The 21,522-nt window shown below is 44.4% G+C and carries 17 protein-coding genes, 3 pseudogenes and 1 riboswitch; of the genes and pseudogenes, 12 read left to right on the top strand and 8 right to left on the bottom strand.

What is annotated here, in order from left to right:
• Nucleotides 1-71: 71 nt before the first annotated feature.
• Together B3F51_RS02605 and B3F51_RS02600 are read right to left on the bottom strand one after the other, a co-directional pair.
• Entirely contained in the window at nt 72-1,382 is a 1,311-nt protein-coding gene (locus tag B3F51_RS02605; RefSeq protein WP_286945307.1) for a HAMP domain-containing sensor histidine kinase, read from the bottom strand.
• A gap of 49 nt (nt 1,383-1,431) precedes the next feature.
• Nucleotides 1,432-2,154: a response regulator transcription factor gene (locus tag B3F51_RS02600; RefSeq protein WP_286945305.1), complete on the bottom strand. Its 723-nt coding sequence runs from the start codon at nt 2,152-2,154 to the stop codon at nt 1,432-1,434.
• A 1,568-nt stretch (nt 2,155-3,722) separates the two neighbouring features.
• A riboswitch (molybdenum cofactor riboswitch) is annotated at nt 3,723-3,855 on the top strand.
• Between the two features lie 172 nt (nt 3,856-4,027).
• Between B3F51_RS02600 and B3F51_RS02595 the strand changes: the two genes are divergently transcribed.
• The 6 genes and pseudogenes from B3F51_RS02595 to fdhD all read left to right on the top strand — a co-directional run bounded on the left by B3F51_RS02595 (nt 4,028) and on the right by fdhD (nt 12,204).
• A complete protein-coding gene (locus tag B3F51_RS02595; RefSeq protein ID WP_070371700.1) occupies nt 4,028-4,537 on the top strand; it encodes a complex I 24 kDa subunit family protein in 510 nt (169 codons plus the stop codon).
• Nucleotides 4,534-4,899 (top strand): (2Fe-2S) ferredoxin domain-containing protein, encoded by a 366-nt coding sequence (locus B3F51_RS02590; RefSeq protein ID WP_070371701.1) that lies wholly within the window; start codon nt 4,534-4,536, stop codon nt 4,897-4,899. Before B3F51_RS02595 ends, B3F51_RS02590 begins: the two co-directional genes overlap by 4 nt.
• 15 nt (nt 4,900-4,914) lie before the next feature.
• A pseudogene (gene nuoF / locus B3F51_RS02585) lies at nt 4,915-6,723 on the top strand (NADH-quinone oxidoreductase subunit NuoF); the annotation flags it as partial.
• A gap of 26 nt (nt 6,724-6,749) precedes the next feature.
• Nucleotides 6,750-9,443 carry a formate dehydrogenase subunit alpha gene (fdhF, locus tag B3F51_RS02580; RefSeq protein WP_286945303.1) on the top strand — a complete coding sequence of 898 codons (2,694 nt, stop codon included), beginning with the start codon at nt 6,750-6,752 and terminating at the stop codon, nt 9,441-9,443.
• 314 nt (nt 9,444-9,757) lie between these two features.
• Nucleotides 9,758-11,365, top strand: a complete 1,608-nt coding sequence (locus tag B3F51_RS02575; protein WP_070371704.1) for an FmdE family protein — start codon at nt 9,758-9,760, stop codon at nt 11,363-11,365.
• 38 nt (nt 11,366-11,403) lie between these two features.
• Entirely contained in the window at nt 11,404-12,204 is an 801-nt protein-coding gene (gene fdhD, locus B3F51_RS02570) for a formate dehydrogenase accessory sulfurtransferase FdhD (RefSeq protein WP_286945299.1), read from the top strand.
• 593 nt (nt 12,205-12,797) lie between these two features.
• On the opposite strand, the gene B3F51_RS02565 is transcribed toward fdhD, so the two are convergent.
• Entirely contained in the window at nt 12,798-14,279 is a 1,482-nt protein-coding gene (locus B3F51_RS02565; RefSeq protein ID WP_286807534.1) for a carbohydrate-binding domain-containing protein, read from the bottom strand.
• Nucleotides 14,280-14,616: 337 nt separating this feature from the next.
• On the opposite strand from B3F51_RS02565, the gene B3F51_RS02560 reads away from it, so the two are divergent.
• From B3F51_RS02560 to B3F51_RS02545, 4 genes are read left to right on the top strand one after another with little or no spacing between them, the layout of a single operon-like run.
• On the top strand, nt 14,617-14,823 hold the full coding sequence (locus B3F51_RS02560) for a helix-turn-helix transcriptional regulator (protein WP_070371764.1): 207 nt from the start codon (nt 14,617-14,619) through the stop codon (nt 14,821-14,823).
• Between the two features lie 11 nt (nt 14,824-14,834).
• On the top strand, nt 14,835-15,290 hold the full coding sequence (locus tag B3F51_RS02555) for a hypothetical protein (RefSeq protein ID WP_070371708.1): 456 nt from the start codon (nt 14,835-14,837) through the stop codon (nt 15,288-15,290).
• A gap of 10 nt (nt 15,291-15,300) precedes the next feature.
• Nucleotides 15,301-15,507, top strand: a complete 207-nt coding sequence (locus tag B3F51_RS02550; protein ID WP_228877977.1) for a hypothetical protein — start codon at nt 15,301-15,303, stop codon at nt 15,505-15,507.
• Nucleotide 15,508: 1 nt separating this feature from the next.
• Entirely contained in the window at nt 15,509-15,724 is a 216-nt protein-coding gene (locus tag B3F51_RS02545) for a hypothetical protein (protein ID WP_070371710.1), read from the top strand.
• 89 nt (nt 15,725-15,813) lie between these two features.
• On the opposite strand, the gene B3F51_RS02540 is transcribed toward B3F51_RS02545, so the two are convergent.
• The 3 genes from B3F51_RS02540 to B3F51_RS02530 form a co-directional block, all read right to left on the bottom strand.
• The gene (locus B3F51_RS02540) at nt 15,814-17,523 is read right to left on the bottom strand and encodes a CoA-disulfide reductase (RefSeq protein ID WP_286945295.1); all 1,710 of its coding nucleotides are present in this window, start codon (nt 17,521-17,523) and stop codon (nt 15,814-15,816) included.
• 25 nt (nt 17,524-17,548) lie between these two features.
• The gene (locus B3F51_RS02535) at nt 17,549-17,884 is read right to left on the bottom strand and encodes a glutaredoxin domain-containing protein (protein ID WP_070371712.1); all 336 of its coding nucleotides are present in this window, start codon (nt 17,882-17,884) and stop codon (nt 17,549-17,551) included.
• Between the two features lie 378 nt (nt 17,885-18,262).
• On the bottom strand, nt 18,263-18,526 hold the full coding sequence (locus tag B3F51_RS02530) for a hypothetical protein (protein WP_148636879.1): 264 nt from the start codon (nt 18,524-18,526) through the stop codon (nt 18,263-18,265).
• A gap of 474 nt (nt 18,527-19,000) precedes the next feature.
• Between B3F51_RS02530 and B3F51_RS02525 the strand changes: the two are divergent.
• Nucleotides 19,001-19,401 (top strand): annotated as a pseudogene (locus B3F51_RS02525) (DNA topoisomerase III); the annotation flags it as partial.
• Nucleotides 19,402-19,874: 473 nt separating this feature from the next.
• Nucleotides 19,875-20,000 (top strand): hypothetical protein, encoded by a 126-nt coding sequence (locus B3F51_RS02520; protein ID WP_286945292.1) that lies wholly within the window; start codon nt 19,875-19,877, stop codon nt 19,998-20,000.
• Nucleotides 20,001-20,192: 192 nt separating this feature from the next.
• On the opposite strand, the gene B3F51_RS02515 is transcribed toward B3F51_RS02520, so the two are convergent.
• Both B3F51_RS02515 and B3F51_RS02510 read right to left on the bottom strand, forming a co-directional pair.
• Nucleotides 20,193-20,993 (bottom strand): ExeA family protein, encoded by an 801-nt coding sequence (locus B3F51_RS02515; protein ID WP_286945289.1) that lies wholly within the window; start codon nt 20,991-20,993, stop codon nt 20,193-20,195.
• A pseudogene (locus B3F51_RS02510) lies at nt 20,986-21,480 on the bottom strand (Mu transposase C-terminal domain-containing protein); the annotation flags it as partial. The pseudogene B3F51_RS02510 and the gene B3F51_RS02515, both read right to left, overlap by 8 nt.
• Nucleotides 21,481-21,522 lie beyond the last annotated feature (42 nt).

Genomic DNA, 21,522 nt, shown 5'->3' with positions numbered 1-21,522 from the left:
TTCATATGTTCTTAACCGGTCTTTTGCCAACTCTTATTAAATCCTTATCTGTTTCTTAACTGAAAAGAACCTTACACCACCCTGATGCCCAGTTCCACCGTGAACCCCTCCTCATTATAGCAGCGGATTCTACCACCCATGGCGGCCATAAACTGCCTGGCCAGATAGAGGCCCAGCCCGGAACCGGGGGTATTCTGGACCGTTTCCCCGGACCCCCGAAAAAACTTTTCACATACCAGCGGACATTCATCGGGCTCCACTCCCGCCCCGTAATCTTTGATCTTTATGGTCAGGTTTTTGTCTGTTTTGTCCAGATCGAACCAGATATCGATATCGGTATTGGCATACTTATAGGAGTTGCTGAGGACATTGTCAATCACCTGACCCAGCCGTAGCGGATCACAAAAAATCAGACACTCCGCCAAGTCATTTTTAAAGCGGATTTTCCCGAAATTATCCATTTCCTTGAACATTTTAATAATCACGGTGCTGGGTTGCTCGCTGACATTGACCTTCAGCATTTCCAGTTCTTCCAGGGTGGCATGAAACAGATTACTGATCAGCGCATCAATGATATCTGCTTTGGCATCGATCACCGCAATTTTTTCAAGACTTTCGGTGAGGGTCGTTGTTGCCGTTGACCCCGGCAAATCCTCTTTTTTCACGGTTGCCAGCTTGATCTCAAGCAGCTCACAGATGGCTTTAATGGTAGCCACCGGGGTTTTAATGTCATGGGACAGTTCCGCCACCAGCTCTTTCTTGCTGATATTGGCCTGATATTCGCCCTGCCGGGCCTTTCTCAGCTCTTCCCGCATCAGATCAAAACTTTCAGTGAAAGCGCCAAAGTAATTGCCCCGGTCCATCGGCAGCCGGAACTCCAGATCGCCGTCGGCAATTTTTTTAGCAAACGCTTTCATTACCCCAAAGGGCTTAAGAATTGACGTATGTACCTTCCCCAAAAGCAAATAAACCATCAGCAGCACCAGCCCAAAGGTAAGGGTAATCAGGATCGTCAGATTTTTTTTCATGGTTGCTTCTTCACTGCCGTCAGTCAAAAAGATGATCTTTCCCAGCATTTCTTGCTGGCCATCTGCTGCAGTTTTGGTCAAATCGATGATCGTCTGATGATTCTTAATAGCGTCAAATAAGACAGCCTGATAGGTTTCTTCCGTCACCAGGGCGATCTGGTAGGCCAGTTCCCCCTTCGTACCGGATTTTTTTGTATCGCCAGCGTTCCAGTCCTGCTCAATGGTTTTAGTGACCTGGTTAATCTCGGTAATATCCACTTGATTGATCTGGCTGGTATTGATGGTGGTGATTGCGACTAGATAAGCGCCAACTATTATCACCGTAAACAGAATCACCATATTTCTTATTTTCATACATTTCCTCGACTGAACATTCTCTTTTATGTAAAAAGCGCAACCAGTGCTATTGGTTTTCCTGAGTCTCGAACATATATCCGATCCCCCAGATAGTTTTAATCAACTGCGGCTGGTTGGGATTTTCTTCAATTTTCTCGCGAATTTTGCGGATATGGACATTCAGGGTACCGTCACTGAAAAATGCATCCCCCCAAATTTTGGCAAACAACTCATCTTTGGCGATCACCCGGTTTTTATTTTCATAAAGGTATAAAAACAGCTTGAATTCTTTGGTTTTGAAACCCACATCTTTTTCATTGCGATAAACCTTCATGGCATCTTTATCAATTCTCAGGTTGCCGCAACGATCCGGCCCGTCTAATTGCGTGCTGACCTCATCACTGCTCCCCGTTTTTAGTACCGCCTCATCATAACGTTTGATGATGACCTTCACCTTGGCCAGCAAGACGCTGAGCGAATAGGGTTTCTTAATGTAATCATCACCACCGATATTCAGGGCAATCAGGACGTCATCATCACTCTGTCGGGCACTAATAAAGAGAATCGGCACATCAGTATTTTTCCGGAGTGCTTTGCACAATTCAAAGCCGCTGTCATTTCCCAGATTAATATCCAGCAAAATCAGTTTAACCTGATTGTTTTCCATGAACAAGACGCACTCCTCAAAATTGGTCACAACGGCGCAGGTCAGGCCAAACATTTCAAAATATTCACAGGTTGCTTTCGCCAGCTCCACTTCATCATCGACAATTAAACAATCCCAGTTCACACATACTCCCATCCTCTCGACTGAGTCGAGAAAGTCATTCGCTTTGATTATCCGATCATTCTAAATAAATCATACCATTGTTCCGTTATAATTGCATCCCTATCAGCTTTCTTTAGAATTGAATTCTGCTAATGAAACACCGCTTTTTTCCAAAAAATTTTTTTGAACGGCATTACTCCATATTGTTAAATGCATTTAAAATTATTCTCTGAATCTTTCTAATCTGAATAAACACGATATTTAACAATTTGATTTTTACGATTATTCAGGGAAATCTTATTCCCAGTACGTGTGATTTCATTCAAAAATACCCGAATTTTTATGTATTTTTCGACTTTACTTAAAGTTTCTTAAGTTATATTGCTTAAAAAGCGACATAATATCAGGGTATTTGTTGAAACTTTCCGCATTTATTGGAGGCAGTGATTACTAAATTTTACACCATCATTCATAATTATGATTACCTATCGAGAATTTTTTTATCTCCAACAATAATTTGTTTGTTAATTGTCAGACAAAAGAAACTTAACAAAATATCAAAATTTAAATATTGTTAATTATTTATTTAACGATGTTATCGTTCGCCTTTTTAACTTTTGAATTATAAACTCGATGTCCGTAACTGTCAAATTTTTTATCAGAAATAACATCGCCGTCACCCCAAAACCATTGAAATTTTACCCCATCAGGATTTTTTTGTACTTTGGCTTAAAATTAACAATCTCACAGCAACAAAATGACAATAACATTTCATTCAAAGTAATACAATATAAAACGTAACTATAAATAACTATATCGAATGTAGCATGAATTTGCAATTAAAATTAAAGCACTTTTTTTGTCAAATGTTTAACAAGGAATTATTTGGATTACTTAAATTCATCGATAACGATATTTTTCGCCAAAATATTGTTTGTTATGTAACAAACAGCTTTTTATTTCCTGATCATTATCCGACAAATGGCTTTAAAATACTATTTCAACCTTTAATAATTATGGGTGTCGCTCTCTTTTCTCAGGTGAAATCTATTCCGACTATTTAATTTAATTTTCGACCATCTTGTTTTGTGTCCGTTCGTCATCCTCCACTTTGAAGAATTTGGGATTCAAAAATGGGAAGTTTAAAAAATTTTATTAGTCCGTGTAAAAAAATTAAATTATCATTTGCAGTTCTTCGAAATCTGGAAAAATTTTCCTCTAAATTCTGGAATTCTAAAATTAGGAAAAAAAACGAGTAAAATAACTCATTGCACTTTATTTCATTAATATCGATTTTAAAGCTTTTCTGTTTTCGTGTCTATAGCTCTTGTAAGCGCCTCGCCGATTTGAGATTCTAGCTGATCACGAAAATCACCAATCTCCAAAAATGATCGTACTCAATCTTATTTTGGCATATTTTTATTTAAAAACCCATATTTACGACCATTTTTTGAGCAATTCTAAAATCTTTCTGACGCAAAAAAGTCCTCGTATTATTTTCTTATTTTCGTACATATTATATTTTTACGATATTTTCCGTGTTATTCTTTGCTAGACAAAGAATATGTACCCATGTATAATGTGACCAAATATTGAATTTACTCCAAATCAATGGAGTCTAAGGGTTTGCGTTGTTTTGCGATCTATGAACCATTGATCCGTAGGGTATTACTGGAAACGGTAATGCCTCCCATTGTGGAAAGGAGAAACTATAAAATAAAAGGGCAAAATATTTGTATTCTGTAACTCCTAATATTTGTATTTTGCTGTTTTATTTGGATTGCCCGGCATGCAATCCTTTACATTAGTTTTAAACTCTAATCTCCACAGATTAGAGTTTATTTTTTTGAATTTTTATAATTCATTAAACAAAAAACTTTAAGGAGGCGGTTTTATGAACGCAAATGCACGTGGTTGCATGGAAAAAGATGAACGAACTCATTTAGTTACCGACATCGTTGCCAAGCACAAGAATTCAAAGGGAGCACTAATCCCGATCTTACATGAGGTCCAGGAACTATATGGCTATTTACCAGTAGAAGCCCAGGAAACCATTGCCAAAGAAATGAATGTCCCTATTTCAGAGGTGTTTGGGGTAATTTCATTTTACTCATTCTTTTCTTTGAATCCAAAGGGCAAGCACAAGATTTCCATCTGTATGGGAACAGCCTGTTACGTCAAAGGCTCTGGCCCGATTTTGGACAAGTTAAAAGAAACTCTGGCAATTGGGGTCGGTGAAACAACCGAGGATGGTGAATTTACCCTTGAAGACTGTCGCTGTTTGGGTGCCTGTGGCTTGGCGCCAGTTTTGACCATTAATGGAAAAGTTTTTGGTCGTCTGACTAAAGACGATATTCCCGAAATTATTGAAGGCTGTAAAACTGAAGGAGGAAGTGTCCTATGAAAACCATTGCCGAACTAGAGGCCATCAGAGAAAAAACGTTAAAAGAAGTGGGCATGCGTACTGACAACGATTCGATCCGAGTGGTTGTGGGTATGGCGACCTGTGGGATTGCCGCTGGCGCGCGTCCAGTCATGCAAGCTTTTCTAACCGAAACCCAAAAGCGAGATATTCATAATGTGACCGTCACTGCTACCGGTTGTATCGGTGTTTGCAGTTTAGAACCGATCGTTGATATCATCGATAAAGAAGGTCATAAGGTTACCTACGTAAATATGACACCAGAAAAGGTTGCCAAAGTTGTTTTGGAGCATCTGGCCAATGGCAAGGTTTGCTCGGAATACACCCTAAAAGAAAATCAATAATATAAATTTTACGAGGAGGAAAACTACATGCAATTGTTTCGTTCCCATGTTTTAGTTTGTGGTGGTACAGGTTGTACCTCTTCAAATTCTGAAGCAATAATGACTGAATTAAATGAAAAGCTGGTTAAAAATCAACTTGATGCTGAAGTGAAGGTTGTTCAAACCGGCTGCTTTGGGCTGTGTGAAGAAGGCCCAATTATGGTTATTTACCCGGAAGGTACGATGTACTGCCGGGTGGATGTGAAAGATGTCCCTGAAATCGTCGAAGAACATCTTTTAAAAGGCCGTCTGGTGACCCGCTTGCTGGAAGCCAGCAGCCAGGTTCAGGAAGACGAACAAGATATTGAAAAATCCAGTTTCTTCAAAAAACAATTACGGGTTGCCCTGAGAAATTGCGGCCGGATTAATCCTGAAGAAATTGATGAATACATTGCCTTTGATGGTTATAAGGCGTTGACCAAAGCCCTGACTGAAATGTCTCCTGGCGAGGTTATCCAGACCATCAAAGATTCTGGTCTGCGAGGCCGCGGCGGCGGCGGATTCCCCACCGGTACTAAATGGGATTTTGCAGCCCAGCAGATTAACGATGAAAAATACGTCTGCTGTAACGCCGATGAAGGCGATCCCGGGGCTTTTATGGATCGAAGTGTTTTAGAGGGCGATCCCCACTCAGTTATTGAAGCGATGACCATTGCTGGCTACGCCATCGGTGCCACTCACGGTTTTGTTTATGTCCGGGCCGAATATCCGATTGCGGTTCATCGTCTGCAAATTGCCATTGATCAGGCCCGCGAATATGGCTTATTAGGCGATAATATTTTAGATACCGGTTTTAAATTTGATCTGGAAATCCGCTTGGGTGCTGGCGCATTCGTCTGTGGCGAAGAAACCGCCCTGATGACTTCCATTGAAGGCAAACGTGGCGAGCCACGGGTTCGACCGCCATTCCCAGCGGTTAAAGGACTGTGGCAAAAGCCGACCATCCTGAACAATGTTGAAACATTTGCCAATATTCCGGTTATCTTATTAAAAGGTGCCGACTGGTTTGCCAGCATGGGTACTGAAAGAAGCAAGGGTACCAAGGTATTTGCCGTTGGTGGCAAAATCAATAACACTGGTTTAGTGGAAATCCCCATGGGCACGACCCTGCGGGAAGTTGTTTATGAAATCGGCGGTGGTATCCCTGGCGGCAAGCAATTTAAAGCCGCACAAACTGGTGGACCTTCTGGTGGATGTATTCCGGCCAGCCATATTGATACCCCCATCGATTATGAATCGTTAATCGAATTGGGTGCGATGATGGGCTCCGGTGGGCTGATTGTTATGGATGAAGACACCTGTATGGTTGATATCGCCAAATTCTTCCTGGAATTTACTGTTGATGAATCCTGCGGAAAATGTACCCCCTGCCGCTTAGGAACCCGACGCATGAAAGATATTCTGGAAAAGATTACCAAGGGTAAAGGTGTCATGAGTGATATTGACGAACTGGAAACTCTGGCCCGGGATATCAAAGCATCTTCTTTGTGCGCCCTGGGGCAAACTGCTCCTAACCCGGTTTTAAGTACCCTGCATTATTTCCGGGATGAGTATGAAGCCCATATCCGCGATAAAAAATGTCCGGCTGGCTCCTGTAAAGCGTTATTGGCTTATGAAATTATCGAAGAAAACTGTAAGAGCTGTGGACTTTGTGCGAAAAACTGTCCAGTTAATGCCATTAGCGGTAACAAAAAAGAAAAAATCCCCTTTGTCATTGACCCGACTGTGTGTGTCAAGTGTGGTGTCTGTTTCGAAAAATGCCCGTTTGAAGCGATCAAAAAATAATAACAATTGAATTAAGGAGGTTAGTAATGATTACAGTAACAATTAATAATAAACTATGTCAAGCCGAAGCAGATCAAACCATTCTGCAAGTGGCAACTGATAACGGCATTCATATTCCCACCCTCTGTCACATGGATGGCATCCATGATTCTTTTTCCTGTCGAATTTGCGTGGTTGAGGTAGTCGGTGCCCGTACACTGATTCCCGCCTGTGCCGGAAAAGTCGCTGACGGGATGGTCGTCAACACGGCTACCGAAAGTGTCCTCAGTGCCCGTCGCAACATCGTCAATCTGCTCTTATCCAACGGTGAACACCATTGTTTATCCTGCGAAAAAAGCGGCGAGTGCAGCCTGCAGAGCATTGCCTATGAGTTGGGCATCGAAGCGCCACCATTTATCATGGAAAGCATCGAAAAACCAACCGTGGACGATTCTTCCGTGATGATTGTTCGCGATAACCGCAAATGTATCCTCTGCCGCCGCTGTGTGACTGCCTGTAATGATATTGTCTGCAACGACGTTTTATCGCTTGGTTTCAGAGGCAGCGACACTACCGTGATCTGCGATAACAACATCGACATGGGTTCCTCATCCTGTGTGCAATGTGGCCAATGTGTTCAAGCCTGTCCGGTCGGTGCTTTAACTGATAAAAAATCGATTGGCAAAGCCCGCTCCTGGGAAGTTAAAAAAGTCCGTACCACCTGCCCCTACTGCGGTGTTGGCTGTCAGCTGAACCTGCACGTAAAAGGTGACAAAATCGTTAAAGTAACCGGCGTCGAAGATGCTTATCCCAATAAAGGCCGTCTTTGTGTTAAAGGTCGCTATGGTTATGACTTTATCTACTCTCCCGAACGTTTAACAACACCACTGATTAAAGAAAACGGTAAATTCCGGGAAGCATCCTGGGACGAAGCACTGGATCTGGTTGCCAATAAATTCAAAGAAATTATTGCTGCTGATGGTCCCGACGCCGTGGGTGGCATCAGTTGTGCCCGCAGCATCAACGAAGATTCCTACCAGATGCAAAAACTGTTCCGGGCTGCCTTTAAATCCCCTAATATCGATCATTGCGCCCGAGTCTGTCATGCCCCCACCGTTGCCGGTTTGATCAAATCTTTCGGGACTGGTGGAATGACCAACTCGATTGAAGAATTCGCCGACACCAACTGCCTCTTTGTCATCGGCAGCAACATGACAGAAGCTCATCCGGTCGCCTCAACCTTTGTTAAAAATGGTCAACGCAATGGCGCTAAACTGATTGTTGTTGATCCCCGAAAAGCCAAACTGGCTGACTATGCTGATGAATTTGCCCAGATTAAAGTAGGTTCCGATGTGGCCTTCCTCAACGGTTTGATGAATGTATTAATCACCGAAGATTTATATGACAAAGACTTTGTCCGCGATCACTGTGATAATTTTGATGCATTAAAAGAAAAAGTGCTGGAATACCCTCCAAAACGGGCCTCTGAAATCAGCGGTGTGTCCGAAGAGCAGATTATCAGTATTGCCCATATGCTGGCTGACAATAAACCGGGTATGGCCATCTACACCCTGGGTATCACCGAACATACCTGCGGAACCAATAATGTTATGTCCGTTGCCAATCTGCAGATGCTGCTGGGCAATGTGGGGAAACCAAATACCGGTGTCAACCCCCTACGAGGCCAGAACAATGTTCAGGGTGCCTGCGATATGGGCGCTCTGCCAAACACCTACCATGGCTACCAGAGCGTTACCGATCCTGCTGCTAAAGCAAAATTCGAACAGGCCTGGAATGTCGAAGGCCTGCCGGACAAACTGGGTCTGATGATTCCCGATATGTTTGAAAAACTGGAAACCAAAGAAATGAAAGCGATCTACATCTTTGGTGAAAATGTTGTCGGAACCGAACCGGATATTTCCCACGTTATCAAATGCCTGGAAGCCGCTGAATTTGTGGTCTGTAATGATATCTTCCAGACCGAAACCACCCAATATGCCGATGTTGTTTTACCAGCGGCTGCCTGGAGTGAGGATGAAGGTACTTTCACCAACTGTGAACGCCGCATCAGTCGGGTTCGCAAAGTCAAAGAAGCACCCGGTATTGCCAAACCAAACTGGTGGATCTTCCGGGAAATCGCCAAACGTTTTGGCCAGACCTGGGAAGCCGACAGCGGACAGGAATTATGGGATAATGAAATTGCCCCACTTGCGCCCGTCTTTGCCGGAGCGACCTTCGACAAACTTGATCAGGGTGGAATTCAATGGCCTTGTAAAACGCCAGAAGATCCCGGCACCCAGATCCTTCATTTAGACGGTAATTTCACCCATGGCAAAGGTCATTTAATGGCCCTTGACTGGACCCCACCGGCGGAAGTGCCAGATGCTGACTATCCTTTCACCTTAAGTACCGGTCGACGTCTGTACCACTACCACACCCGGACTCAAACCGGTCGCTGTGAAGGTCTTAATGAATTGTTGCCTGAAGAATATGCTGATATTTCCGAAGTGGATGCAGCGAGGCTGGGAATCGAACATGGCGAAATGATTGTTGTCAAATCCCGTCGTGGAACGGTAAAAGTTAAAGCCCAGGTGTCAGAACGGATTCCGGAAGGACTTGTCTGGATGGCCATGCATTACTTTGAAAATAATGCCAACTGGTTAACCACCCGGTCTGGTGATACCATCACAAAAACCCCTGAATACAAAGCCTGCGCTGTTGCGATAGAAAAAATTCAATAAACAATAGCTTATTAACGGGAGTGTTACACCCAATACCATCAGGTTTTCGGTGAGCTCCCGTACCGACCAATTGTTAATCTGTTGTTCGCTACGGACTCGGACAGGCGTTGCCGTGTCCGCTCCGATGCGTACAACATGATGTAACAATTGTCGGTACTACATTATCTTAGAGTTCTGACTTTAACACCCCCTTTTTTAACATCTGCACTAACTATTACTATTTCTAAAAAGCATTGTTATTTAGCCAATGCTTTTTAGAAATAAATATAAATTTATTTGATAGATTGAGATATTACATATTTTAGAGGTGAAAAATGAAATTTGGCGAATTAACTTATGATGACTATACCCAAAAAATTAAGGCTTTTCATGGCACGGTGGCACCGGGTATCCTGCTGGGGGGCTTTATGGTCAATCTGGCCATGGAAAATCTTCCTAAAGAAGGTTTCTATGATGTCATCTGCGAAACAAAAACCTGTTTACCGGATGCCATTCAGCTGCTGACCCCCTGCTCAATTGGCAATGGCTGGCTAAAAGTCCTGGATCACGGCCGCTATGCGGCGATCTTTTATGACAAGTACACCGGTGTCGGCATCCGCATTACCATTGATAAAAGCGAACTTGAAAAATGGGGCGAGATCCATACCTGGTTTTTAAAACTCAAACCCAAACACGATCAGGATTCTGACTTACTGTTTGCCCAAATGCGTCAAGCCGGTACTTCAGTTTTTAGCATGACACCGGCAAAAGTCCATCAAAACTACCTGAAAAAAGAAAAAATGGGCAAAACCACCACCTGCCCCATTTGCAATGAAACCTATCCGGCGAAACACGGCAGCATCTGTCGGGGCTGCGCCAGCGATTTACCCTACGATTTAATTCAAGCTGATCAAACGGCGGATGATCCGGCTAATAATCCAACAGAAGTATTATTAACCAAAACTCCGGTTGCCGAATCAGTGGGGATGCATTTACTTCACGATGTGACCCGCATTATTTATAAAAAAGAAAAAGGGGTGGCATTTAAAAAAGGCCATGAAATCACCACCGAAAATGTCCAGATGCTCCGGGAACTGGGAAAAAATAATCTATTTGTGGCCGAGCATAATCCTTTTGTCAAAGGTTATGTCCACGAAGATGAGGCCGCTCTGGCTTTTGCAGACCAGATGTGCGGGTTAAATATGAATTATAACCCGATCCCCAAAGAAGGCCGGATCAATCTGGTCGCCGAAAGCGATGGGATCTTTGTCGCCGACGAAGCCCAGCTCCAGCTGTTTAATGAATCCCCTGGGGTTATTTGTGCGACCCTACCCAATTATACAGTGGTTAAAAAGGGCGAGGTGGTAGCCGCTACCCGGGCCATTCCCTTATATATTTCACATACAGACTATTTAAAAGCCCTAAACTGCCTGAAAAAGGAAACTGTCTTTGCTGTCCATCCCCTGAAGAAAGCCAAAGTTGGTATTTTAATCACTGGCACCGAAGTTTTTGAAAACCTGGTTGAAGACAAGTATACCGAGATCATGCAGGCCAAGGTGGAAGCCTATGGCTGTGAGGTGGTGGCCCGAGAAATGGCACCGGATAACGTTGCCACCATCAGTGACAAAATTCATCAGATGATTCAATCCGGGGCTGATTTAATTATTACCACTGCCGGACTATCTGTTGATCCTGATGATATGACGCTGGAAGCAATTATTAACGCTGGGGCCAAAGACCTGCTTTATGGGGTACCGGTGTTGCCGGGTTCAATGCTGGTTACCGCCAAAATCGATGATGTCCAAATCGTCGGCGTCCCAGGATGCGGCATTTATAATGACCGATTCAGTTTTGATTTGCTGTTCCCCCGGCTGTTGGCCGATCTGGACATCACCACCAGTGATTTGGCCAAATTGGGCAATGGCGGGTTGTTTTATAAATAATGACGTGCTGTTTAAGAGCAGTTGCAGTAGGGAGAAACATGGAAGATCTTATCTATGAAAACTATGAAGTATTAGAAATCAGTAAAGTCGATCAAGTTTGCAAATTAACAGAAACCACCAAAAAGGTGATTACCGAAATTTCATTAAAAGTTATGGTCAACGGTGAAGAACTGGTCTCGCTCTTATGTTTGAATCAGTGTCCGGAAGAACTGGCTTTGGGATTTTTGTATAGTGAAGGGGTGATCAACGCCTATTCTGATGTTGAATCGATCAGCTATAACGACATGCTGTTTGCGGTGATTATCACCCTAAAAAAGGATATTCTGATTAATCGACAGGAAAGCTTGCGCAGCATTACCTCTGGCTGCGGCAAGTGTTATACCTATATTAATCCCCTGAAACAAAGCCAGTATTGTTCGATTGAAACCGAAAAAACCTTTTCGTTGAATACCATTTTGCAGGTGATGAAAGACTTTTTAACATCGTCTAAAATATTTATGGAGGTCGGCGGGGTTCACAGTGTGTTATTTTATCACCCCGACTATCAGATTTTAAACGAAGATATTGGCCGTCATAATTGTTTTGATAAGATCACCGGGATGCTATTAAAAGCTGGCCGCCTTGACTTGGCGTCAGAAAGTATTCTATTTGTCAGCGGACGGATTTCGTCAGAGATTATGACCAAGGCGGTCCGCCTGGGAACCCCGATTCTGGTTTCCCGGTCGACCCCAACCACCGCTGCCATCCGGCTGGCCAAACAATATAATATGACCTTATTAGGCTATGTCAGAGGCAACAAAGGCTATGTCTATGCCAGTCCAGAGCGACTGGCACTGTGATTAACATAATCAATTTTCTAAAATGATATAATTCGTGGCTGCAAAAATAAGCCATTCTTTAATAAGCTATCTCTGGCTATCGCCAAAAGATAGCCCTTCGCCTGGAAGGGGTCGCCGTTTTTGATCTCGCCAACATATCAACCTGCAGGATCATTTAACAGATAAACCTCCCAATTAAAAACAAACCGGGGGTGTTACGCAAACCCAAATGGATGTTTGAAGTCATTTTTGATGACTCATCAATTCCCGGAAGCCCATGGAAAACGCCGATAGCAATCTTTTTGCCAATGCTAAACTGTATATTTATCTAACAAACCCGAAGTTTATAACGGATGCAGTTCTGACCGACCGCACCCGATTAGCAGCAAAAAGTGGTGTCAAAATGGCAAATTACCCCGGTGCCAGGATAAAAATAGTTTATGGAACGATCCGTTCCTGTTACGGTGACCTTTTGGCGAAGGGCCTAAATTTCATTTTTCCTTCATTCCCACTGATTTAATCATTTTCACCAAACTAAATAAAAAAGCATGCCCTTTGATGAGAAGGACATGCTTTTTCCTGATTTGCGGTTCTTTATCAAGCAGGCTGTACCACTATTGCGGTTTTTGACCGCCCTGGGGTTGACCCTGGCCCGGTCCGCCCATGCCTGTCTGTCCGTTGCTGGTGACCATCCCGGTCAGGGGGATTTCGACGGTCTGACTGCCGCAGATCAGGGTATAGGTTGATCCCTGGGCCAGATCAGGAGTGCTGATCACGACCGATTGATAGGTTTTATCCGGCGTATAGGAAACCACCGTTTTGCCACTGGCATCGGTCAGTTTTATTTCTGTCCCGGCTGCACAACTCGAGGTCAGATTGTAAAGCAGGGATGCTTGGGTCGAGGTTTCGGAAAACGACTGAGCCATTCCAGTGCTACCGGCAATCACAACCGTTCCGCCACTGACATCAGCAGTGCCGTTATAATCAAGGGCTCCATTGCCATTATTGGTCGGGCCGCTGACTTCTACTGTACCACCTGAGATATAGACATTGCCGTTGCTGTCCAAGCCATCCCCGGAGGCATTGACAAAAATGGTGCCACCGGCAATTGACAGATAGGCATTGCTGTCTGCCTCCATACCGGCGCCTCGGCCACCGGATTCAGTCTCGGCTGCCCCGGGACTGGCGGCATTAAAACCATCATCTTTGGAAATCAGATCGATGGTACCACCTTCCACCACAATGGCAGTGCCTTCGATCCCTTCGTTACTATTTGTGATTTTGATGGTTCCGCCAGCGATATAAACATAACCTTTGGTTGCATCTTCATCATTTTGGGAGGTGATCGCTTTCCCGTTTGGTGCAGTGATGGTGATCGTGCCATCTTTGATTTTTACCGCATCTTTGGCACTCAGACCATTTTTGGCCGCATTGATCGTGTAAGTACCGCCAGTAATCACCAGATCATCCTTTGAAACAATGGCATCTTTATAATTTGCGGTTATATTCAGGGTCCCTTCGCCATTGAGAGTCAGATCAGCCTTGCTGAAAATCACCCCATCGACCGTATTATCATCGGTCTGGACGTAGGCGCTACCATCGGTTAAGGTATTGACGGTGTTGGCTGCCAGGGTAATAAACACCTTATTGGCGCTTTTCACATAGATTGGGGCATTGTCGGCACAATTGATGGTCGCACCATTTAGCACAATCTGAATCTTATCGGTATCGGCGGCAGCCACAACAATCTGTCCATCAGACAGATTACCGGTGACCACGTAGGTCCCTTCTTTGGTAATCGTCAGAACCCCATTACTGGCCGTGGCACCGTCTCCGGTTACCTGAATAGTGCTGCCATCCAGAGTGACCTGAACCGCAGTGGCGTCATCATAGCTTGTTTCCAGGTCACGATCGGTAAATTCCGGATCGACAACAACCGTTGATGTTGGTGACACCACGGCGCTTAAAACAGCAGTCGTTTCAGTAACTGCCTCGGCGGTGCTTTCAGCCGTTGTCGTCTGTGAATTTGAACTACAACCGCCCAAAAATACCATTATCACTAATAAAAATGGTATCATCCTCTTTAATCTTTTCATTGAATTCTTTCCTCTCTTTTTCTGTTAGACTTTATGAGGCGTTTTTATATCGGCAATATTCTCACATAATCAGGGATAGACTTTGTAGTAAATGAGAATCTCTTGATCATTTTAAGGTGCCCGCCTCGCTTTTTTTATTATAGGCGGATTATGTGACGGCTATATGGATAACGGCTGTTTTTTTATTGAAAGACCGCCTTTTATTTTGTATCATCAGCACTATTCTAAGTCTACAATTCTGGCCATTTCTTTTTTGCAAAGTTTGCTTGACATTTTATGCAAAGCAAACTATACTAAAAATGCAAAGTATGCTATGCAGATTATTAGAAGGTGTCATATGAAAACACGAATCAAAGAATTACGAAAAGAACGAAAACTCTCCCAGGAAGAACTGGCCCTGGCGGTGGGCACAACCCGACAGACCATTACCTCCATTGAAGTGGGCAAATATACGGCTTCGCTGGTATTGGCCTATAAAATTGCCCGTTTTTTCGGGCTGACCATCGAAGAAGTTTTTGACTTTTCAGAAGAAAATGAATTTTAGGAGGCAGGATCATGGAAAAATTTAAAAGAACGGTTAAACGAAGAATTACCATTTCTTCAGGAATGGCCTTGTTGGCCCTGGTCTTGGGGGCTTATAGCATTTACTCAATCATTACCGCAGATATCTCAACAGCTACCCATTCTGACGGTTTTGTGGCAGGATTCCAGTTTGGTCTGATTGTCAGCATTCTGGTACTCTCGGTGATTGACATCATCAAGCTGAGCCTGACGATTAAGGACGAGACCAAACTGAAGCTATTATACAATAAAGAACATGACGAACGCATGAAAGCCATCCGCAGTAAAGCGGGGATGCCGCTGATTGCTGTCACCTCAGTGTTGCTGATTATTGCCGCTATTATTGCCGGGTACATTAATATCACCGTTTTTTATACCCTGATCATTGCTGTAGCTACCCAACTGTCAGTCAGTGCCGTGGTCAAGCTTTATTGTATGAAAACCATGTGAAGGGGGGACGATGATGAAAAATAATCGTTTGTTTCCAGTGACTATCACGATCCTGATGGTCTGTCTGGGCGTCATGGTCGTTAACTGGCTGATTGTACCCCTGCCAGATTGGAGCGTTCGCAGCTTTGGCCTGCTGATGCTGGCCGACTTGCCGGTTCTGGTTTATTCCCGGATAAAAATTAGCAAAACCATCAATAAAAAGAAAGGGAGTTTTTAATATGAAAGCAACCATGCGAAAAGAACTAAAAATCGGACTTATACTATTTGCCCTATTTAATCTCGTCAATTTGTTCACCAATAACCTGTTCCCAGAAGTACCGGCCCTGCACTTTATCCTCGGTGGGCTGGCCGGGCTGGCGTTTTGCGAGACGATTATCGGTATCTTACCGGAAACCACTTACACAAAACTGAAAAAATTAAAAAAGAACTTATAAATAAAACCCTCAACAACCGAGAATTGTTGAGGGTTTTGTTGTGAAATTATTAATTTTATCGGCTACTTCTGCAACCGTCTTTTTTAAACTTAGTTTGCAGTCGTCTCAAACTGAAGTGCGGCCAATTGATAATGGGCGGTTTTATAGGTACTGTAGCCGCCAGCCAGATTGTAAATATTGGTAAAACCATGGCCCTTAAGAATCCGGATCGCCAGATACGCCCGTTGTCCCACCTGACAGCTTACATAAATCGGGGCATCTTTGGCGATTGGAATTTCACCAATCCGATCCCGAAGACTATCCAGCTCAATATTCACGGCACCCTTAATCCCACCTGCCCGGACTTCCATCGGTGAGCGGACGTCCAGTAGAAATCCGCCAGCTGCGATAATCTGGTCAATTTCATGCCACTGAACGGTTTGATAAACGCCATCGATAATATTCTCGGCGATATAGCCCAGAATATTCACCGGATCTTTCGCCGATGAGAACGGCGGCGCGTAAGAAAGTTCAAAGTCCTGCAGATCCAGTACCGTGGCACCCAATTTCATCGCCGTGGCAATCACATCGATCCGCTTTTCAGTGCCCTCCTGGCCAACCGCCTGGGCGCCAAGAATTTTCAGGGTTTGCGGGTCATACAGCAGTTTTAAGGCAATATTGGTGGCATTGGGATAGTACCCGGCATGGTTGCTGCGGTGAGCCACTACCACCTGATAGGGGATTTTTTTGAGATCCAGCAGCGCAGCATTATTGCCGGTGGCGGCAATGGTCTGATTAAACACCTTGGCTACGGCCGTTCCCTGAATCCCGACATTACCGATTTTTTTACCGTTAATATAATCGGCCACCAACCGTCCCTGACGATTCGCTGGCCAGGCCAAGGGAATAGCCGTCGGCGTTTTGCTGACAAAATCGACCACTTCTACAGCGTCACCGATGGCAAAAACATCGGGATTGACAGCATCATTTTCGCCGATAAAGACCTCATAATTAGCAGTCGTAACGATATGTCCCCGGGGCCCCACTTTCAGGTTAGCCTGTTTGGCCAGGGTATTTTCCGGCACTACCCCAATGGCCAGAATAACCAGATCGGCTTTAAGCACCTGGCCGCTTTCGAGCACCACTTCATGGCCCTCGTTCTGGAAATGATCAACCCCATCTTCGAGAATCAGATTAACGCCATTGGCATTGATTTCCTGATGAACCAGCTGGGCCATTTCAAAATCCAGCGGTTTTAAGACCTGGTTCATTTTTTCCACTAAAGTCACATTGATTCCCAATTCCTGGAGGTTTTCAGCCATTTCAACACCGATAAAACCGCCGCCAATGACCACGGCCCGGCTAACCTGGCCGCTGTCGACCACCGCCTTAATTTTATCGGTATCGGGAATGTTGCGCAGCGTCAGGATATTTTTGGCTTCCGCTAAGCCCGGAATCGGCGGTGCGATGGGTTTGGCCCCCGGTGAAAGGATCAGTTTATCATAGCTCTCGGTATACGATGCACCGGTTTGATGGTTTTTTACCGTCACGGTTTTTTGATCCGGATCGATGGCGGTTACCTCACTGAAATTGCGGATATCCAGGTTAAACCGTTTGGACATCCCTCCAACCGTTTGAACCAGCAGTTTCTGACGATCGGTAATCACATCTCCGATGTAATAGGGCAATCCACAATTGGCAAATGAGATATATTCGTCCCGTTCAAACAGGATGATCTGATCTTCCTCACTTAAACGTCGAAGTCTGGCGGCTGCGGTGGCACCGCCAGCGACACCACCGACAATTAGTATTTTTTTCATTGGGTTATCTCCTTCTTGCTATTTATTATTTGGTTTCAAAGCTGGTTTTACATTTAGGGCAGCGGATGGTGATTTTGCCCTTATTACTGGGGGCCCGCATTCTGGTCTGACAATTCGGACAGGTCACCACCCGATGATCGACCAGTTCCAGTACCTTGGCCTGATCCAGACCGATCACGGCATCATCGCCGATGATAAAGGTCGGTACGCCACGAATGCCCCTGCGGGCCATTTCCTCTTGGGCCGCGACATCAACATTAACGTCCTTCTCAACAAATTGAATGTGATTCTGCCTGAGAAAAGCCTTTGCGGTCTTGCAATGCGGGCAGGTCTGGGTGGTAAATAAGGTTACATCTTTCATTACTCTCACCTGATTTCTTTTTTATTTATGACTTTATTTGTTTATAAATTAACGTAATTCATCCTACCAGATTTGTACCCGATTCTCTGTGATTTCATCACATAGGAGTTAAAATTGACAAAAAAATAAAACAACCGGAAACTTCTGTTTTCCCGATTGTTTTATTCAGAATGAACAGTCTGTGACTGTTGAGGTTGTCGATAAACTCCCGTACCGACCAATTGTTAATCTGTTGTCCGCTGCGAAATCGGACAGGCGATGCCGTGTCCGCTCCGATGCGTACAACATGATGTAACAATTGTCGGTACTAGGTTATCTTTTTTGACAGTCTGAACAGTCTGTGACTGTTTTCTCATTTTTATCAAACCACGCTCTGTTTCAGACCGCTTCTTCAATCCGATCCATTTCACAACAATACACCACTTTCTTTAATTCGGTTTTTTTACGGTTTTTCATTTCCTTATAGGCAAACTTGGTTCCTTTTTTACAGCCATCATCCTTGACCATCAAAACCGAAAGCCCTTCCATCAGCAAGGTCATTTCACATTGACGGGGGCAGCTGTTACAGGTGAGTTTAATTTCGCTGATCCTATCCTCTTGCGGAATTTTCACTTTTTCGTTTTCTAAATATGTCTTGCTCATTGATTCGCCTCCAAAACCTTTACTCAGAAACAGATTGACCTCGACGACACCGCCATTGTTTACCGGGACCGTCACCACGCTCTGGCCGATTTTTGTAAAATATCATCTTTTCTGAATTATAACACAAAATCCAATGATTGTTAAATAAATAACTATTGGAAACGTTATCTGTTTTGGTGGTTAATCTTTTTTAAAGAATCTTTCTGCTAAACCGATAAATTTTAATACCGAATGATCCGTCTTCACCCAAAAGTGATTCAATAGTTTTTCGATTATAATCATGTTTTAATGACTTTGTTGTTGTCCGTCAAATTAAAAGCACAATCAGGCACTTTATTTTAACCGGAATTGCATGAAACAAGCTCTATCAAGGCACATAATAAACACCTGATTCCGAAGATTAAATAAACAGCGCTTTGACGGAGCAAATTAAATGATCGAAAAAAAGCAGGTTTCCCTGCTTTAAATCAGATGGAACAGTTCATGCAGGGCATTGAAGACATGACGCGGGAGTTGATTTCGACCTGTTCCCATATTTCCGGGCACGGCAAAAAACTGTTCCAGCCGGAGAGAAAAGTTGTCGGCATATGTCCCCGCTGTGGCAAAAGCGTTTATGAGGGTAAGAAAAACTATTACTGCGGCAACCGCGCCTGTAAGTTTGTCATGTGGAAGAACAACCGCTTTTTCGAGGAACGCAGGACAGCGTTCACCCCGAAGATCGCCGCCGCGCTGCTGAAAAGCGGCAAGGCACGAGTGGAAGGGCTGTATTCCGTTAAGACCGGCAAAACCTACGACGGGACGATACTCTTGGCCGATACGAGCGATAAATACTCAACTACCGCGTGGAGAGGAACGACAGGAAACTTACGCAGTAAGCATAGGGAGTGTAGTAACACTCCCTAAAAATCCCCGCTTTTCTCTTTGGAGAAAGGCGAGGATTTTACTGTGCGCCCGGCATGGGCGCAATCTAACGGGTGAAAGTCCCGAGCACGGGTAGGTAGTGCCAAGTGCATAGCTTAAAGCAAGGGTGTCCCCGGCGACGGGGAGTCTGAAGGAAGCCGGCGGCAAACTCCCGGTCTGACGAACAGAAATCACATCAGACATTATCAACTGGGTAAGGTTGCAAAACAAACCGAAGCCCCAAAACTACCCAGAAGTTGATGATGTAAATGTGGCAGATGGATGGAAGGAAAGATTGCATTCTTACCCGGGGAGATCTCACGGACGTGTGGAAACAGAGTATGAAACATGGTTGAAATAAGATTTATCGTGAGAAGTCAGCCGAAGTCATAGTACGGAGGTGGTCATGACACCAAAGGAAGGACTGAACCAGAGGAGGTGAAGAACAATGAAGATTACTGACGGTGATAAAACAAAACACAGAAAACTTCAAAATGAAGGCGATCTGCAGAAGATATCTGCTGGGATTCGAACCCACATGCCCTTGCGGACAACCGCATTTCGAGTTATTTGAGGGCAAGTTTCGATGAGATTATCAAGGTGTAAATTTTCACATTATTTCGGACTGGTTTAATCACAATAAAACGGATCGAAATGTGGGAAAGAGTGTGAAAAATATGGTGAGTTGAAAATATAATGCCAGTTTTTAATCACATAATCACGCTTTATTTCTCTGGAAAAAAAAGGGAAATAACGCCGTCAGGCGTTAAATCCCAGCTTCCGCAGAAGCGGCAAAAACAATCTCTTCATCGATGAGATCACGTTGCTTTTGAAAGGCAAGAATCAGACACTGAGTAACCAGGTTACCCACTAATCGCGGATAACCGCCAGTTGAAGACGAAATGGCTTCATAAGCGTTCTCGTTGATCAGGTTCCGTGAAACACCGGCATGTTTGAACCGGTGTTTGATATAGTCCCGGACCTCATCCGGGGTCAATGGCGAGAAATGAAACCGGGTCACCAGTCGCTGATCAAGGGAGCGATTCTGGTTTAAGGCCAGGCGGTTGGCCAGCGTCGGTAAACCAGTGAGAATCAGAATAAAAGGGTTGCGTTTATCCATGTCAAAGTTAAAAATGATGCTCAGATCGTGAAGAAACTGGGCGCTCGCCGATTGCATCTCATCGAGAATGAAGACCGGCGTGATGCGGCGCTTATCATAAAGATCGGTAATGGCGTTCTGAATCTGAAAGAACAGCTCCACTTTTCGAAATTTCGGCTGTTCCCCAAGCGAAAAGGCCAGACCCCGGTAAAAATCCATGGTTGTCCCGGAAGACATGGGGAAATACATGACCTTGTATAACGACGGGTTTAAACTGTCGGCAAAGACCCGCAGGGTCGATGTTTTACCAACCCCGGGATCCCCGGTAATCAGACCAAAACCTCTGGTGGTTTTGAGATAATCCAGACGGGCCAGAACTTCCCTGTAAGCTTCCGATTGAAAGAGCATCGATGAATCAATACCCTTGTCAAAGGGCGCCTGCTGGAATCCGAAAAATGATTTATACATGAGGCACACCACCTAACGCGCTGTAGCTGATGGGATTGTTATTGCGTTTGGCAATGGCGTTGTCTGTCATGATGACTTTTTTGCAGGTAAGAATCCGGACACTGTTTTCATAAATATAGATTTCATCCGGGCATTCATTGGGATAACGGATATCGACGCTCTTACCAATAAACATCGGCGAGGCTTCGAAAAGGGCGTTGTGCAGCGAAATGGTGGCATCCGACTTGACCTTTCTGGTAACCCGGATCAGAAAGGCTTCATCAATAATCCGGGGATCAGAGAAATGCCTGATCCGGTCACTCCCCCGCATATAAAAGACCATTGGCGCTTCATTGAGACTCGAATGAACCTTATGATGATAATCCCGGGCCAGCCAGGCCTCAAAGCGTTGGTTGAGGACATCAAGATCCAGAAGATCAGCAGCCGTCAAAAGCGGATAGAAACGGCTACGGACGGTTTTGAAAAAGCGCTCGATTTTGCCCTTGTTATGTTAAGCTTTACATAACAAGGGTTATGTTAAGCGTTCCGT

The organism is Acetobacterium sp. UBA5834 (assembly GCF_002435675.1).
In the GTDB taxonomy this organism is placed as follows: domain Bacteria; phylum Bacillota; class Clostridia; order Eubacteriales; family Eubacteriaceae; genus Acetobacterium; species Acetobacterium wieringae.
Note: the sequence above shows the minus strand (reverse complement) of the source record. Positions and strands in the feature narration are given on the sequence as shown.